This is a genomic window from Daejeonella sp., from assembly GCF_030695525.1.
GTDB lineage: Bacteria > Bacteroidota > Bacteroidia > Sphingobacteriales > Sphingobacteriaceae > Daejeonella.
Window position 1 is genome coordinate 92,339 of record NZ_JAUYSS010000019.1, and the last position, 16,407, is coordinate 108,745.

The following is a 16,407-nucleotide window of genomic DNA, read 5'->3' on the forward strand; positions in this document are numbered from 1 at the left end:
CAGTTTGCCCGGGCCTGAGGAATCCAGTCTTCATCTTTAGCCCCTCTTCCAAACTTGTCTATTATGTCCGGATCACGTTAGATTACACTTCCTTATAATCCGGTGCCGCGGCAAGCAGATCCGATACATTCAATTGGTATACCTCTTTGTATAATCTGTTGAAATAAGTGGCTGTACTAAAACCGGCAATGTTTGAAATTTCGGCTATGGTTGTATACTTCCCCGACGAAATAGCTTCGGATGCTATTTTTAGCCGAACATTCTGGATCAGTTGATTGGGAGTGATACCCAGTATCCGTTTAACCTTCCTGAAAAGCTGACGTTCGCTCATCCCCAACTCCGAACTCAGCAAGCCAACACTTAAATTCATATGGCCGATATACTTTTTAACAACGTCTTCAAATTCATTGAGCCATTCCTCTTCCGCTTTTAAACGCTCGTTAACAACACCACGATTAGAAACGAGCAGGTGAGACACCGCTTCCTCTTTTTTATGCCGGGGATTGATCTTCTTGGCGATTCCGAAGATCAACTGATCGCGCTTTATTGGCATGGATGTCCATGATAACCAAACTACCTCCCCGCTTTTGCTAATGTATCGGTTCTCAAAGTTAAGGAGCGGTTGATCTTCCTTTACGCTTTGCCTGCTTTTAGCTGTAATATCCTGATCGTCGGGGTGAACAAAAGAGTTTATTGGCCGCGATTTCAGCTCTTCATCAGTGTATCCAAGCGTTTTTGAAACTGCGGGATTTATTTTCTTAAAGTAACCATCGTATCCGGCAATACAGATCAAATCCGGAGTCAGTTCAATAAAATATTCGAGGTCAAATAAACTTGTAAAAGTGGGAGGATTCATCGCAGGATAGTTTATTCTTAAAAGGTTTCGGTCTTTCAAATATGATAATTATCGTGAGTTAAACGTTGTATAAGGTTAAAATTTACCCTAAAAATGTAATTCTGTCCTCAATTTTGGCAGGCTGGATCAGGAGATTGGCGGGTTTGTTATTTTATTAAGGCAGATTTTTGTAGATGTTGGGGAAGCGGGATTAAATATTCTGCATTGACCTGTTCAAGAAACCCTGGCTGTCTATGAAAAAATATATCTACCAATTTTTTAAAATCAACCCGATGAGAATTTATCTCATCTTCCTCCTTTCTCTGTGCACTAGTGTTGCAAACGCTCAAAGCGTTACCTGGTCATTTTTAAAAGGCTTTACAGAATCAGTAGGAACCCCCGTTTATGGCACGATGGGCGTGGCAGACCCGGCCAACCTGCCCGGCGCACGACACAGTTCGGCAACCTGGCAAATCGGCAGCAAGCTCTATCTTTACGGGGGAGCTGCAGTAACAGGAATCAGCGGATACCTCAACGACATGTGGGAATACGATACAGATACCGGGAACTGGCGATGGATCAAAGGGAACGCTTTAACTACTTATCAAGCAGCTACTTATGGGACCATCGGCGAACCCGCAGAAGCCAATAGTCCGGGGTCAAGAGGAAATTCGGCGACCTGGGTAAGCGGGGGCAAGCTCTATATGTTTGGGGGTGTAACCTATACTTCAAGCAATACCCAGCGTCTGAACGATCTTTGGGTTTTCGACCCTGCAACCGGAAACTGGTGCTGGATCAAGGGCGGTAGTTCGTTGAACCAAGGAGGATACTATGGCACAATAGGTGTAGCAGCGTCAGCCAATACACCGGGCTCAAGACATAGTTCGGTAAGCTGGGAAAGCGGAGGCAAGCTCTATCTATTTGGGGGGCTAAACAATAATACTTCAACGGGCGAAGCCTATCACCTGAACGATCTTTGGGTATTCGACCCTGCAACTGGATACTGGTGCTGGATCAAGGGCAGCAGCTTAGCAAATCAAACAGGAATCTATGGTACACTGGGTGTAGCAGAGGCGGCCAATACGCCAGGCCCAAGATATAGTTCAGTTTCCTGGGAAAAAGAAGCAAAGCTCTATCTTTTTGGGGGCAATAGCGGCTCCGGGTACTTCAACGACCTCTGGGAGTATGAAATAGCAAGTGGCCACTGGCGCTGGATCAAAGGCACTAATTCAAAAAACCAGTTTAGCACCTATGGCACGCGTGGTACGGCAGCTGCAGATAATAAACCGGGAGCAAGACACAAGTCCGCGAGCTGGGTAAGCGGGGGCAAATTCTATTTATTCGGAGGATATGGTTACACCGCATCAAATTCCGGGTCACTCAATGACCTTTGGGAATACAACCCAGATACCGGGTACTGGCGCTGGATTAAGGGCAGTAATTTGCCTAGCAAAACCGGTACGCTAGGATCTACAGAGTCCGCAAATACGCCAGGGGCAAGAGATGCTGCAGTAGGCTGGCAAGCCGGGGGCAAACTCTATCTATTCGGCGGTTCAGGTTTTGGCCTCACCGGAAAGTCCAATCTTCGGGGAGACTTGTGGTCAGCCACCTTCGTTTCTACCAGTGCGGCACTTACTAACCTTACGCTTTCTGATGGAACTTTGTCGCAGGATTTTCATTCCGATACTACGAACTATTCAGCATCGGTGAGCAACAGCACGGCAAGCATCACGCTAACACCAACAGTATCAGATGCAACAGCAAGTGTGACTGTGAACGGTGTTGCAGTAACAAGCGGAAGCGCAAGTCAGGCAATCAGTTTATCCGGAGGTTCTAATACCATTTCTACTGTGGTAACTGCCCAGGATGGCGAAACTACCAAAACCTATACCCTTCGAGTAAATCGCGCGCTTTCAACTAACGCTAATCTGACGGCTTTGTCAACCAGTTCGGTCACCATCGACCCAGGCTTCGATGCGGCTAAACTAAGCTATGCAGCGAGCGTATCCTTTGCCACCACTTCGATAACGGTCACACCAACCGTTTCTGAGGCGAACGCGACCATCCAGGTACAGGTAAATGGCGGTGGCTACGCGAGTGTGGCCAGCGCCAGTGCATCATCGGCATTAGCCTTGAACGTGGGAAGCAATATCATCGATGTAAAGGTAACCGCTCAGGATGGGACAACGATAAAAACGTATACGATTACAGTAAGCAGAGAGAAAGCCGATCAGGTAATTACATTCAATGCCCTTAGCGCTAAAAAATATGGTGATGCTGCATTCGAACTCGAAGCTACCGGCGGCGCATCTGGCAATCCGTTGATATACGTTAGCACGTTTCCCACGGTCGCTTCTGTATCCGGCAACATTGTTACGATAGTTGGTACAGGAGAAACTGAAATAAGAGTTTCACAGGAAGGTAATGCGAACTACAATCCAGCGGCTGATGTGGTGCAAACACTTATTGTAACGAAGGGTAATCAAACGCTCAGCTTTTCGGCCTTGCCAAATAAGACTTTTGGCGATGACGCATTCTCAATAACAGCAACTGGTGGAGCATCTGGCAATCCGTTGACTTACCTAAGCTCGAACCCTAACGTCGCCACCGTATCAGGCAACACGGTTACCATTCTTAGTGTGGGGACAAGCAATATCACAGCTTCGCAGGCAGCGAGTGCGAACTACAATGCTGCGGCGGATGTGGTGCAAACCCTCACGGTGAATAAAGCGAATCAAACGCTCAGCTTTTCGGCCTTGCCAAATAAGACTTTTGGCGATGACGCGTTCTCAATAACAGCAACTGGTGGAGCATCTGGCAATCCGTTGACTTACCTAAGCTCGAACCCCAACGTCGCCACCATATCAGGCAGCACGGTTACCATCCTTAGTGTGGGGACAAGCAATATCACAGCTTCGCAGGCAGCGAGTGCGAACTACAATGCTGCAGCGGATGTGGTGCAAACCCTTACAGTGAATAAGGCAAATCAAATAATCACGTTCAATGTATTAACCGCAAAGTCCTACGGCGATGCCGCGTTTGATCTGACCGCCACAGGCGGAGCATCGGGCAATGCGCTTACCTACGTCAGCTCGAACACGGCTGTCGCAACAATCTCGGGCACTAAGGTTACGATTCTAGGCGCAGGCAGCACCAACATTACTGCTTCGCAGACAGGAAATACCAATTACAATGCAGCAACCGATGTGGTACAGTCGCTAACAATTAACAAAGCAGGACAAAGCATCAACTTCCCGGCACTGGCAGCTAAAGCTTTTGGGGATGCAGCATTTGATCTGACCGCTACCGGCGGAGCATCGGGCAATGCACTTACCTACGTCAGCTCGAACACGGCCGTCGCTACAATATCAGGCAGAACCGTGACGCTAGTTGGAGCCGGATCAACTAATATTACTGCATCACAAGCTGGTAACGCTAATTATACTGATGCAGCAGACGTGCAGCAGGTATTGATTGTTAACAAAGGGGTATCAGCTATTGCTAACCTCTCGGCTTTGGGATTGAGCAGCGGAATGTTAAGCCCCCTTTTCTCGGCAAGTACGACTTCGTATAATGTGTCTGTTGCAAACAATGTTAGCTCTGTGACAATAACACCTGTAGTCGAACATGCTGATGCCACAATCCGGGTAAACGGAAGCAAAGTAAATAGCGGAATTGCCTCAGGAATCATAGCTCTGAATGTAGGAAGTAATACAATCAGCACTGTCGTTACCGCACAGGACGGCACAACAACCAAAACTTACACCATCACTATAACACGTGCGGCCACTATTTTATCTTCTGTAAGTACTTTATCGTCTCTTTCACTAAGTGCAGGAATATTAAGTCCGGCGTTTTCACCCTCAATAAGTTCTTATACTGCATATGTCAATAGCGGAATAAGCTCTGTTACACTAAGCCCGGTAGCAGATCAAGCAGGAGCAACTATTAAAATAAATGGCAACACTGTAACTGCTCAAAATTCTTCGGGAAATATAGCACTAAACGCAGGGGAAAATACCGTTACTACAATTGTAACTGCTGAAGATGGCAAAAGCGCGAATACCTATGTCGTAAAAGTAACCCGCTTGCAACCAGGACAGACTTTACCTGACACAGGTGGTAATAGCACCTTGAATAACACTTCTAATAAGGTAATAATAACCTCCTCTGTACAAGCTGTTACAGTAACGGTAGCAGCCGGAACAACAACAGCTCCTTCCATTTCTTATGGTAATCTTATTTCAGGCGGCACAGGAACTATTCCTCAAACCAGTATTAATTCTCCGCTGGCAAACGTGCAGATCCCTTCCGGAACTGTTGTAACAGGCTCAAGTTCTACATGGAATGGTGTGATCTACGCACCGGCGGTTTCAAATTATGATCTTCCTGTAGTACTGGGGGAGGTAACTACGGTTGGACTGATCATAGAAGTCGGAAGTGAAACGAATTCACTTTCGTTTAGTAAAGGAGTCCGGCTGTTATTACCGGGACAATCCGGCATGCGTGTTGCCAGAGTTCACGGATCGGTTTATACAGAAATCACCGCGGTAGGCTCATCGGATACACAGGCGGCTGGCGATGCGCTTCCGGCAGACGGAGCCTTTAAGATCAATGCAGGCGCCGACCTGGTGATCTGGACTAAAGCGTTTTCAAGATTTATCACCTTTACACAGACAACAGACCTGAATGTAGCTATAGTAGCGTTAGATAAGGATGCGCTGACTGAGGATCTGATCAAAGGTGCAAACACAGACCTTAATCATATCATTACCTCACTGACTAATCCACTCCCGGCAACGCTTCCCGGAGGATCTGAAGTGACCTGGACAAGTAGCAATGCTGCTGTAATTTCGGCAGACGGACAAAGGCTAAACAGACCATTAATGGGGCTGCCAAGTCCGATGGTAACGCTTACTGCAACGGTTAAGAAAGGACTAATAACTGATACAAAGACATTTAATTTAAGGGTATTGCCTCTGGCTAATCAGGCACCAACACTGGGGCTTATCGTTAATCAGCCGGCTATATGTGCTGCCCCGGTCTTGCAAAGTATAGTAGCATTAAGTGGCATCAGCGCAGGGCCGGAATCAGGGCAAAGTACTACACTGAGCGTGAGTTCAAACAACCCTGATCTGCTTAATCAACTTAGTGTGACCTCCAAGGGTTCAACAGGTGCGATCACTTACATGCCTGTTCCGGGTGCAAGCGGTACAGCAATCATCACTGTTATCGTAAAAGATAATGGTGGTACAGCGGATGGTGGTACAGATGCAATATCGAGGTCATTCACTGTCACCATTAATCCACTTCCGTCGATCCATATAAGCAATAGTGCAGGGAATTCGCTGAGCAAAGGAAATACAGCAATGCTTACAGCTGCGGGAGGAACAGGATACAGCTGGGTAACGGAATCAGGCATAATCAGCGGACAAAACTCAGCAGTATTAACTGTCAGACCGGCAGTAACAACAAGCTACACCGTAAAGGTAACCAGTGCTATGGGTTGTATAAGCTCGCAAAGCATCACCGTCAACGTGATCGACGACTATCAGGCGCTTGAAGCGATGAATATTATGACACCGAATGGCGATGGGAAAAATGACTTTCTCGTCATTAAAAATCTGGATTATTACCCTGACCATTCACTCAAGATATTTGATCGTTCGGGCCGGATAATTTATCAGAAAGTAAATTATCAGAACGATTGGGATGGCAGTTTTGAAGGTTACCCCCTGGCAGAAGGAACTTATTATTATGTGGTAGATTTCGGTGAGGGTAAGAACAGACTGAAAGGTTTTGTGAGTATTGTAAAGTAAAAAGATGGGTTTAAAAATGAGATTTATATTACTGACATTGCTGCTTTATATTTTACAAGGCATCGCAATTGACCTTCATGCACAGCTTAATCCAATAGGCGCACTTTACTTCCAAAATCAATACTTGGGCAATCCGGCGATGGCAGGAAGAAAAGGCTTTGATGTTAACATGGGTTACCGCAAACAATGGAGCAACATTCCAGGAGGACCATCTAGCCAGATACTTACTGGGGAATACGCATTTACCCGCAATGCAGGTATCGGATTGAATGTGTCCAATGAAACGTCCGGATTATTCAAAAGTCTGAGGAGTGTAGCCAGCTATGCATACCATATGCCTCTCAACGAAAATAATACTAAACTTTCATTCGGTCTTTCATTAGGCTTCCTGAATGAACGCCTAAGCCGGGAAGATATGAATGGTGATCCAAATGATATTATTGTTGCTAACTATAACCAGACGGAAACCCATGTAGATGGCGATTTCGGCTTGGCATATACCAGTAACAAGCTTAGTGTTCAGGCTGCCCTGCCGAATATTAAGGGTATTTTTCAACGTGACCTGGTAAACCAGAGAATAAATCATCCTACATTTTTCTCAGCATTAAGTTATAAAATTGATAGCGAAAACCCTTATGGGATAAGCCTGGAGCCCAAAGTGGTATATCGTGGCATTAAAGGGCTTAATAACATCCTGGACATCGGGGCTAATGTTAGTTATGTAAATAAGGTTAATCTTTTCGGAATGTTTCATAGCATAGGAAGTGCTACTTTCGGATTGGGCATGAATTACCAATCATTTAATATTATTGGCATTTACTCAACTAGCACCTCATCTCTGGCCGGCTATAGCAGCGGGAACTTTGAGATTGGTTTGAAAGCCTCATTATTAAATTAATAAGCTATTAGTGGCTTAATCTTTTGTCCATTCAAATGTAGCAACTGCAATTTCGAACAATATCTTTAAGACTTGTTCCATGTTGCAGATTCAGCCGTAGTCAGCCCGGCAATCTCCCCGCCACACCGTAAAACCTTTCGAGCCCCTTTGTTAATTTAATTTCTCCTCATATGCCCTAAACTGCCAATTACTCCAGCTTATCCAATTCTTCCTGTACGAAATCTGCCAGTTCTTTCACATATGCAGCAGTGAAGTTAAATTCGATTCCGGCAGTTTCATAAATTTCCTTAATCGTTTTAGTATATCCAAGTTTTAGGGCATTCATATAATTGGAAAGTCCTTTTTCAGGATCATTTTTATAGTTTTTCCAGACTGCAATGGCACCCAGTTGGGCAATTCCATATTCAATATAATAGAAGGGAACTTCAAAAATATGAAGTTGCTTTTGCCAGAGGTTCTCAAGCGCATGCAGATGTTCAGACCAGTCGGCAAAATTATTTCCAAATGGCTCAAATATTTTTGTCCATGCCTCTGCCCGTTCTTCAGTAGTATGCTCTGGATTGGTATAAATCCAATGCTGAAACTGATCTACTACAGCCACCCAAGGGAGAGTTTTTAAGACATCTTTCAGCTGATCCTTTTTTGCCCGAATGAGATCTTCAGAATTATCAAAGAATTTATCCCAATGATCCATAGAGATAAGCTCCATACTCATAGAAGCAAGTTCTGCTACTTCTGAAGGAAGATGCTTAAAGTCATTTAATTCAAGTTCTGCAGTAATAAAAGTATGGATTGCATGCCCGCCTTCATGAACCATAGTAGTCAGATCGCGGAAAGTCCCGGCAGAATTCATGAAAATGAATGGTGCACCGCTTTCTGCAAGTGGATAATTATAACCTCCAGGAGCTTTACCTTTACGACTGTCAACATCGAAAAAGCCATTTGCTTTCATTATTTCGAGTCTTTCGCCAATATACGGACTCAATCCCTGAAAACATTTTATGGACTTTTCAATCAATTCTTCGCCATTGCTGAAGGGTTTTAATGCCGGCTTACCGGAAATATCAACATCCATGTCCCAGGGCTTTAATTCATTTAAAGCCAATGCTTTAAGACGCTTATCAGCCTGCACTTTTAAAAGAGGTACAATTTCCTTTTGGATAGCTTCATGAAATTTGTAGCAGTCGGCCGGGCTATAATCAAAACGACCCAAAGCCTGAAACATATAATCCCTGAAGTTTTCAAAGTCGGCATTTAAGGCAACCTGATGGCGGAGTTTAAGTAAAGAATTGAATAGTTCATCGAGTTTTACCTTGTCTTCTAACCTTCTGGCTGTGATGGCTTCCCATGCCTCTTGTCGTACCTTGCGATCGGTATCTTTCAAGAATACTGCGGCTTGTTCAAGTGTATATTCCTGTCCTCCCAGTTTCACTGACATAGAACCCGTAATACCCTGATATTTTTGCTGTTCGACCTGTATTTGGGTCAGTAAGGGTATATTTTCTTCCCGAAAGAGTTCGAGTGCCTTTTTAATGCCACGGACATAGACAAAGTATTTTGCTTCATCCAATTGTTCAGCAAAGGGACATTGGACAAATTTTTTGTTTAGTTCATTGTGGAGTGGTGCAATTTTTGGTTCGATTTCTGTCGCGAAAAATTGAAAGTCACTCAATAATTTTTCATCTGTGGTATCGCAGGTCATGCGGATGTATCTCCAGGCAAAGTCTTCTTCCAGTGCTGCTTCAATTTCACTTCGGTCACGGAGCCATTGCTCTAAGTCAGCTACCGAATTTATAGATCGGATAATCAGTTCATTAAATATAGGCTCAAGATTTTCCCATTGTATTTTCAGTTCTGCAGGGATATAGGTTCTTTGTTTTTTTGAAATTTTAAGATCTTTCATTTGTTAAAATTGATTTCTGAGATAGGCATCCAGTAAAAAAAATACGGCAAAAACTACCGAAGCGATACCATTTGTGGTGAAAAAAGCACGATCTACTTTAGAGAGATCATCTGGTTTTACCAGCTGATGCTGATAGACTAATAGCAGGATAAAGAACAGGACTCCGGCAAGGTAAAACCAGGAGAGGTCGGTATACAGATAGGGCAGAGTCACAAATACAATAGCCAGAAAATGCAAAAAAGACGATACTGCTAAGGCATTCTTCTTTCCAAGCCAGGCTGGAATAGAATTCAGATTATTTTGCCTGTCAAATTCTTCATCCTGAAGTGCATAAATTATATCAAAGCCACTTACCCAGCATAAAACAGCCAGTGAAAAATAAATTGGCAGCATTGCAAATTCACCGGTAACTACCAGATAGGCTCCGATTGGCGCAAGTGCAAGACCGAGGCCTAAAATCAGGTGACAAAGGGGTGTAAATCTCTTGGTATAACTATAGCCCAAAACTATTGCAAGTGCAATGGGAGACAGGTAAAAACACAGTTTGTTAATCAGCAGGGTTGTAAGGATAAATAAAAGGCTGTTAGCAATGGTAAAGAGTAATGCTTCTTTAGAACTAATGCGACCTGAAGGAATATCCCTGACTGCAGTTCTTGGGTTTTGGGCGTCGATATCACGGTCGAGGAATCGGTTGAATGCCATTGCTGCATTGCGGGCAAAAACCATACAGAGTAGCATCAGTAACAGCTTCAGCCAGTTAAATTCGTGCGTGGTGGTGGTAATGGCAAGGAAAAAGCCGATAATAGCAAAAGGCATTGCAAAAATAGTATGGGCAAATAATACAAGGGAAAAATATTTGTTCATTCGCTTTTCTGTTTTTTTTATACCGGATTCTGAAAATAGCATTTCAGCTTTTTTTTCTTGAATCAAAGATTAACGTGTAAACTTCTTATTCAGGTCATTAATGAAATTCAGTAAGTCATCCCGGCCTTCCTGTGTTTCTGCTGAGGTTATATAATGTTGTGGCACCTCTTCAAAGATCTCCAGCAGGGCTTTTCTGAATTTTGCTATGCTTTGATCAGTCTTTACACTCGATTGCTTATCAGCTTTTGTAAAAATTAACTGGAAAGGCAGGCCGTTTTCACCCAGCCATGTACAGAACTCAATATCGATTTTTTGTGGATCCAAACGGCTGTCAATCAGGACAAATACACATTGCAGATTTTCGCGGTTGCGCAGATAGAAGCTGATGAATTTTGACCATTCACCGCGGTTACTTTTTGAGGTTCGTGCATATCCGTAGCCCGGAAGATCGACCAGTTGCCAGTTTTCATTGATCAGGAAATGGTTAATTAACTGGGTTTTTCCGGGAGTTTGAGATGTTTTTGCAAGCCCTTTGCGCTGCACAAGCATATTGATCAGTGAGGATTTACCTACGTTTGAACGACCAATAAAGGCATATTCGGGTAATTCAGGAGCCGGTAATTTATCAGTTCTGGTATTACTGCATTGAAATTCTGCGCTTTTAATGATCATCTGGCAAAGGTAGGACATTGCTTGCAATGTTTAAAACCCCTGATTTTAATTCAATCTGCACAGCGTCATATTTTCAATGATTTGATAAATTTTGCGTGAAGGACTAATCTTGGCTGTAGACGCTTCCTTAATTCCATTATCTTTGCGTTGTATGTCGAAAACAGTAAGGCCTTATCAGGATTCAGATACTACCAAAAAGGAGCAGGTAGCAAGCATGTTTAATAATATTTCCGGTACCTATGATTTTTTGAACCATTTTCTATCAATGGGCATTGACAGGGTCTGGAGAAAAAAAGCTATTAAAGAATTGCTTACTGATAAGCCTTCATACATGCTGGATGTTGCAACCGGAACCGGTGATTTTGCATTTGAGGCAATTAAAATCCTTAAACCCCGAAAGGTAGTGGGGGTGGATATTTCTGCAGGCATGCTTGGAATTGCAGATCAGAAAATTATAAAGAGAAAAATGCAGGATGTTTTTGAGGTTCGCTTAGGTGACTCTGAAAAATTATTGTTTGATAATGACTCTTTTGATGCTGTAACTGTGGCTTTTGGTGTCCGAAATTTTGAGGATCTTGAAAAGGGGCTGAGTGACATGCTGCGGGTATTAAAGCCCGGAGCTAAGGTGGTGATTCTTGAATTTTCAAAACCGAAGGTATTTCCGGTAAAACAGGCATATAATTTCTATTTCAAATATATAACTCCCACAATTGGGAGAATTTTCTCGAAAGACAGCAGCGCATACACCTATCTTCCTGAATCAGTAGCTTCATTCCCTGATGGAGAGAGTTTTGATTTATTGATGCAAAAAGTTGGGTTCAAAAATACGAAATACCGTCCGCTGACGTTTGGAATTTGTTCCATTTACACCGGTATCAAATGAAGAAAACGCTCATTCTGTGTATATTTTTTATTTTTTCATTGAACAGATTAGCTGCACAGGAGAGCTGGGGGGGAGGTGTTGACGGAGAACAATTGCATTTTGGTTTTACTTTCCAATATGTGGCTTCCGAGTTTAAGATCTTAAAGCTGGCTGAATGGCAAGGTCCTTTTAACGATCAGTACGGTCCAATGATAAACAGTCCAATGAAAAGCCTTTCATCTCCGGTAACACCGGGATTTGGATTAGGATTTGTTTCTGATTTCAGGCTCGGGGATAATGCCAATCTGCGTTTTACTCCTGCGATGGTGTTTGCCGATAGAATTGTTAATTATGAATATATGGATCCGGCTTTTAACATTCAAAGAAAGGTTCAGGCTACGCTGATGGATTTACCTTTGGGAATCAAGCTTAAATCGGACAGAAGGAGGAATTTCAGGGCATACATGATCGCCGGGGCAAAATATTCAGTCGACATTACTTCGAAAAAGAAAACCGATGATATCGCTTTAAGTCCCGAAGCAAAATACCTTAAGAACAATAAAAATATAGCTTGGTATGAAGCCGGAGTTGGTTTTGACCTCTACTTTGAGTTTTTCAAAATGTCTCCTGAGATCAAATTCGCTCAATCAATGAAAAGTGTACTCAGGGATGATGACAGACTTGAAAATCCCTATACTTCACCTATTGATAAGTTATTTCTCCGAAATTTTCAGTTCAGTCTTTATTTTGAATAAGGGTTAAACTTAATTTAACCTGAGTTCGGTATAAGGAAGGGTAAAAAATGGCCTTATAATTGATCTCATAAGGCTCTGGAGCCAAAATAGTTTGATTTTTGAAAGCAATACCTGTGTGTTATAGGTTAATTCAGCCCTTTCCTCCGGAGTATTTCCGGCAAGAAATCGCATTCTATTCCCCTCTGGTCGGTGTTCTCACTGTACCAAGCTCGATCTTATCATTGGTCGGTGATAACACCGACCACAGGCGGATAGCCGGAAGATACCTCCTTCGGCAAGGTTTATTTTACCTGGAGCTGTTTTCATTGGGAAGGGCAGCCCGACAAAAGGATTATCCTCTCATCAGTACAATCTCAATCCATTCCTAATATTGGCTGAGCTTTTGCTTCAAATTCCTTAATTTCGGGTTTTTAAATAATTATGTCAAAAATAGCTCTAATAACCGGTGCCACCGCCGGAATTGGCGAAGCATGCGCCCGCCTCTTTGCACAACAAAATTATGACCTTATTATCACCGGACGAAGGACTGAGCGTTTAGATGCTTTGGCACAGGATCTGGTTAAAGAATTTGGTATACAAGTTAATACATTGACCATGGATGTCAGGAACAAGGAGGAGGTTGAAAAACTGGAGACTTTATCGGATGATTGGAAAAAAGTTGATGTACTGATTAATAATGCTGGTTTGTCGCAAGGCATGGACCCAATCAATGCCGGAAATACTACAGACTGGGAAGTAATGATCGATACAAATATCAAAGGATTACTATATGTAACCAAAGTTGTTTCAAACTGGATGATCAAACACAAATCCGGTCACATAGTCAACCTTGGTTCCATTGCCGGAAAGGAAACCTACCTGAATGGAAATGTGTATTGTGCGACCAAACATGCGGTAGATTCACTTAATAAAGCAATGCGGATTGACCTTCTTCCTCATAAAATTAAGGTGACGGGTGTGCATCCCGGAGCGGTGGATACAGAATTTTCGGAAGTTCGCTTTCATGGTGATCAGCAACGGGCCAGGAAAGTATACGAAGGATATGAACCTCTGCATGCATTGGATATTGCTGAAACTATCTGGTTTGCAGTCTCGCGTCCTTTTCATGTAAATTTAAACGATATGATCGTGATGCCAACGGCGCAGGCAAGCACCTCGCACCATTTAAAAGAATTAAGCTAGGGCATGATCTTTGTAATAAATGTAAAATTTACTCCCAACTAATCAGGATTGTGTAGTTTTGCATTAATCACTAACCAAATTATAATCATTTCAGGAAATGCCTCTGCAACAAAATATTGACCAGGATATTAAATCCGCCATGTTGAGTAAGGATAGTACCCGTTTGCGTGGACTAAGGGCCATAAAAGCTGCATTACTGGTTGCCAAAACGGAAAAGGGCGCCCAGGAAGTACTTACAGAAGAAGCAGAGATAAGGGTTTTGCAAAAGCTGGCAAAGCAACGCAAAGAGTCTGCAGATATCTACCAGTCTCAAAATCGCCCGGATCTTTATCAAATAGAACAGGAAGAGCTTCTGGTCATTGAAGCCTATCTGCCAAAACAATTGGACAAAGAGGCCATTACTGCTTTTATTAAAACAGTAATTGCTCAAACAGGTGCCTCAGGTATGAAAGATATGGGTAAGGTGATGGGCTTTGTAAGTAAGGAACTGGCGGGAAAGGCCGATGGCAAAACTGTTTCTGAGCTTGTAAAGGAGCTTCTAGGTTAATTATTAGATCATCTCAAAGTGGATTGATGATTAAGGCTTATTTTCTTTCTAATAAAATAAGTTTTTATATTGATTTAACTTTTAGACTTATACCTTAGCAGGTAAAAGAAAAATGTACTTAAAAATTCTATGGAGTTCGAGATAAAAGAAGAAAACGGTTTTAAATACATTGAAGAGGGAGAAGGAGAAGTGCTCTTATTGCTTCATGGCTTAATGGGTGCACTTAGTAACTGGACTGATGTTGTTCAAGAATTTAAAAAGGATTATAGGGTAATCATTCCCTTGTTGCCACTGTACGATCTTCCATTGTTAACCACCGGCGTAAAGACGCTTGCTAAGTTTGTCCATAAGTTTGTAAAATTCAAAAATCTTAAAAATATAACCGTGCTTGGAAATTCACTTGGCGGTCATGTTGGCCTGATATATACACTTAATCATCAGGATGAGGTAAAAGCCCTGGTCTTGACCGGTAGTTCAGGTTTATATGAAAATGCTTTTGGGGGGTCATTCCCCAGACGTGAAAGCTATGATTTTATAAAAGAGAAGGTTGAATTTACATTTTACGATCCGGCTACAGCGACCAAAGAACTGGTTGATGAGGTTTACCAGATAGTGAATGACAGGATAAAAGTCATTAAGATACTTGCTATGGCCAAATCAGCCATCAGGCATAACATGTCAAAAGACATTTATAAGATTAAAGTTCCGGTTTGCCTTATATGGGGAAAGAATGATAAAATTACCCCACCGGAAGTTGCTGTTGAATTTAATCAATTATTGCCCGATTCTGAACTGAACTGGGTCGATCTTTGTGGCCATGCTCCAATGATGGAAAGGCCTGTTGAATTCAATGTACATTTAAGAAAGTTTTTAGAACGTATATATTAACAGAACTATATGTATGCACAGGAACTCATATCGGATAGTATCCCGGCTTTAAGAACTTCTGATACCGTTCAGAAAGTGCATGAAAGGATGGCTGAGTTTCGCGTAAACCACCTTCCAATTGTTAACGACAAACAATTTTTGGGACTCGTGTCGGATGAAGACCTGATTGAGGTTCAGGATATCAATGCTCCGGTAGGTAGTTTAAGCTTGTCACTTCATAATCCATTTGTTTATGAAGGACAGCATATTTATGATGTAATTCGTTTGTTCTATGAGCAAAAATTGAGTCTGGTACCCGTTCTCGATACAAACAAAAATTATAAGGGACTAATTTCCATAAATACGATGATGGAATATGTTGCGACAATTACATCGGTTAAAGAGCCCGGAGGGATTATTATACTCGAAATTACGAACAGGAATAATTCATTGGCACATATTTCCCAAATTGTAGAATCAGACAATGCTCAAATCCTGAGTTCCTATGTACAATCATTCCCTGATTCTACAAAACTTGAAATTACATTAAAACTTAATCGTACAGATTTATCTTCTATTATAGCATCTTTTCTTAGATATGATTATCATGTTAAGGCCACATTTAATGATACCAAATCAGATGATGGTAGTTCAGACAGATATGATCAGCTAATGAATTATCTCGATATCTAAAAGGACCCCATGAAGATTGCAATTTACGGCAGGCAATTCAATAATACTGTATTACCACATGTCCAGCAGGTTTTCGACAGCCTTGCAGAACATACTGTTGAAGCCTTTGTCTATGATAAGTATAATCACTTCATCTCAGGCAAAATATTTTTCCCGAGGAAGTTTCAGATCTTTAGAAATTCCCAGGATCTGATAGAGGCTCAGGTTGATGTTATGATCAGCCTTGGCGGTGACGGCACATTGCTTGATACCGTAACTTTGATTCGAGATTCCAATATTCCGGTCATTGGTATAAACTTTGGACGTTTAGGGTTTTTGGCCAGTATCAACAAGAATGATATTGCTAACGCAATGAATAGTCTGGTTAATAAGGACTTTACCCTGGATAAACGTGTTCAGCTTTGTATAGAATCAGAATTGAAGCTATTTGGAAATGAAAATTTTGCACTGAATGATGTTACTATTCATAAACGGGATACCTCAGCTATGATGATAGTGCATGCTTATCTG

The 16,407-nt window shown here is 42.3% G+C and carries 13 protein-coding genes; 9 read left to right on the forward strand and 4 right to left on the reverse strand.

From position 1 onward, the window contains the following. Positions 1-82 precede the first annotated feature (82 nt). Positions 83-895, reverse strand: coding sequence for a helix-turn-helix domain-containing protein (locus tag Q8S11_RS04075; protein WP_305660791.1), 813 nt, complete (start codon positions 893-895; stop codon positions 83-85). Positions 896-1,128: 233 nt separating this feature from the next. Here Q8S11_RS04075 and Q8S11_RS04080 point away from each other — a divergent pair, with 233 nt between their 5' ends. Both Q8S11_RS04080 and Q8S11_RS04085 read left to right on the forward strand, forming a co-directional pair. Then, the gene (locus Q8S11_RS04080; RefSeq protein ID WP_305660792.1) at positions 1,129-6,654 is read left to right on the forward strand and encodes a cadherin-like beta sandwich domain-containing protein; all 5,526 of its coding nucleotides are present in this window, start codon (positions 1,129-1,131) and stop codon (positions 6,652-6,654) included. Positions 6,655-6,670: 16 nt separating this feature from the next. Further along, the gene (locus Q8S11_RS04085) at positions 6,671-7,552 is read left to right on the forward strand and encodes a PorP/SprF family type IX secretion system membrane protein (RefSeq protein ID WP_305660793.1); all 882 of its coding nucleotides are present in this window, start codon (positions 6,671-6,673) and stop codon (positions 7,550-7,552) included. A gap of 187 nt (positions 7,553-7,739) precedes the next feature. Here Q8S11_RS04085 and Q8S11_RS04090 read toward each other — a convergent pair whose 3' ends face one another. The 3 genes from Q8S11_RS04090 to yihA all read right to left on the reverse strand — a co-directional run bounded on the left by Q8S11_RS04090 (position 7,740) and on the right by yihA (position 10,991). Next, the gene (locus Q8S11_RS04090; RefSeq protein WP_305660794.1) at positions 7,740-9,455 is read right to left on the reverse strand and encodes a M3 family oligoendopeptidase; all 1,716 of its coding nucleotides are present in this window, start codon (positions 9,453-9,455) and stop codon (positions 7,740-7,742) included. 3 nt (positions 9,456-9,458) lie between these two features. Further along, positions 9,459-10,319, reverse strand: coding sequence for a UbiA-like polyprenyltransferase (locus tag Q8S11_RS04095; protein ID WP_305660795.1), 861 nt, complete (start codon positions 10,317-10,319; stop codon positions 9,459-9,461). 69 nt (positions 10,320-10,388) lie between these two features. Next, the gene (gene yihA / locus Q8S11_RS04100; RefSeq protein ID WP_305660803.1) at positions 10,389-10,991 is read right to left on the reverse strand and encodes a ribosome biogenesis GTP-binding protein YihA/YsxC; all 603 of its coding nucleotides are present in this window, start codon (positions 10,989-10,991) and stop codon (positions 10,389-10,391) included. A 151-nt stretch (positions 10,992-11,142) separates the two neighbouring features. Between yihA and ubiE the strand changes: the two genes are divergently transcribed. From ubiE to Q8S11_RS04135, 7 genes are all read left to right on the forward strand, one after another. Further along, positions 11,143-11,874 carry a bifunctional demethylmenaquinone methyltransferase/2-methoxy-6-polyprenyl-1,4-benzoquinol methylase UbiE gene (gene ubiE, locus Q8S11_RS04105; protein WP_305660796.1) on the forward strand — a complete coding sequence of 244 codons (732 nt, stop codon included), beginning with the start codon at positions 11,143-11,145 and terminating at the stop codon, positions 11,872-11,874. Then, positions 11,871-12,608, forward strand: coding sequence for an outer membrane beta-barrel protein (locus tag Q8S11_RS04110; RefSeq protein ID WP_305660797.1), 738 nt, complete (start codon positions 11,871-11,873; stop codon positions 12,606-12,608). The genes ubiE and Q8S11_RS04110 overlap by 4 nt, the downstream gene beginning before the upstream one ends. Before the next feature lie 420 nt (positions 12,609-13,028). Then, positions 13,029-13,790, forward strand: coding sequence for an SDR family NAD(P)-dependent oxidoreductase (locus Q8S11_RS04115; RefSeq protein ID WP_305660798.1), 762 nt, complete (start codon positions 13,029-13,031; stop codon positions 13,788-13,790). A gap of 97 nt (positions 13,791-13,887) precedes the next feature. Further along, positions 13,888-14,337: a GatB/YqeY domain-containing protein gene (locus Q8S11_RS04120; protein WP_305660799.1), complete on the forward strand. Its 450-nt coding sequence runs from the start codon at positions 13,888-13,890 to the stop codon at positions 14,335-14,337. 129 nt (positions 14,338-14,466) lie between these two features. Beyond that, positions 14,467-15,225, forward strand: a complete 759-nt coding sequence (locus Q8S11_RS04125; protein WP_305660800.1) for an alpha/beta fold hydrolase — start codon at positions 14,467-14,469, stop codon at positions 15,223-15,225. A 9-nt stretch (positions 15,226-15,234) separates the two neighbouring features. Further along, on the forward strand, positions 15,235-15,897 hold the full coding sequence (locus tag Q8S11_RS04130) for a CBS domain-containing protein (protein WP_305660801.1): 663 nt from the start codon (positions 15,235-15,237) through the stop codon (positions 15,895-15,897). A gap of 9 nt (positions 15,898-15,906) precedes the next feature. Then, the coding region (locus Q8S11_RS04135; protein ID WP_305660802.1) for an NAD(+)/NADH kinase at positions 15,907-16,407 on the forward strand (501 nt) is incomplete at its 3' end.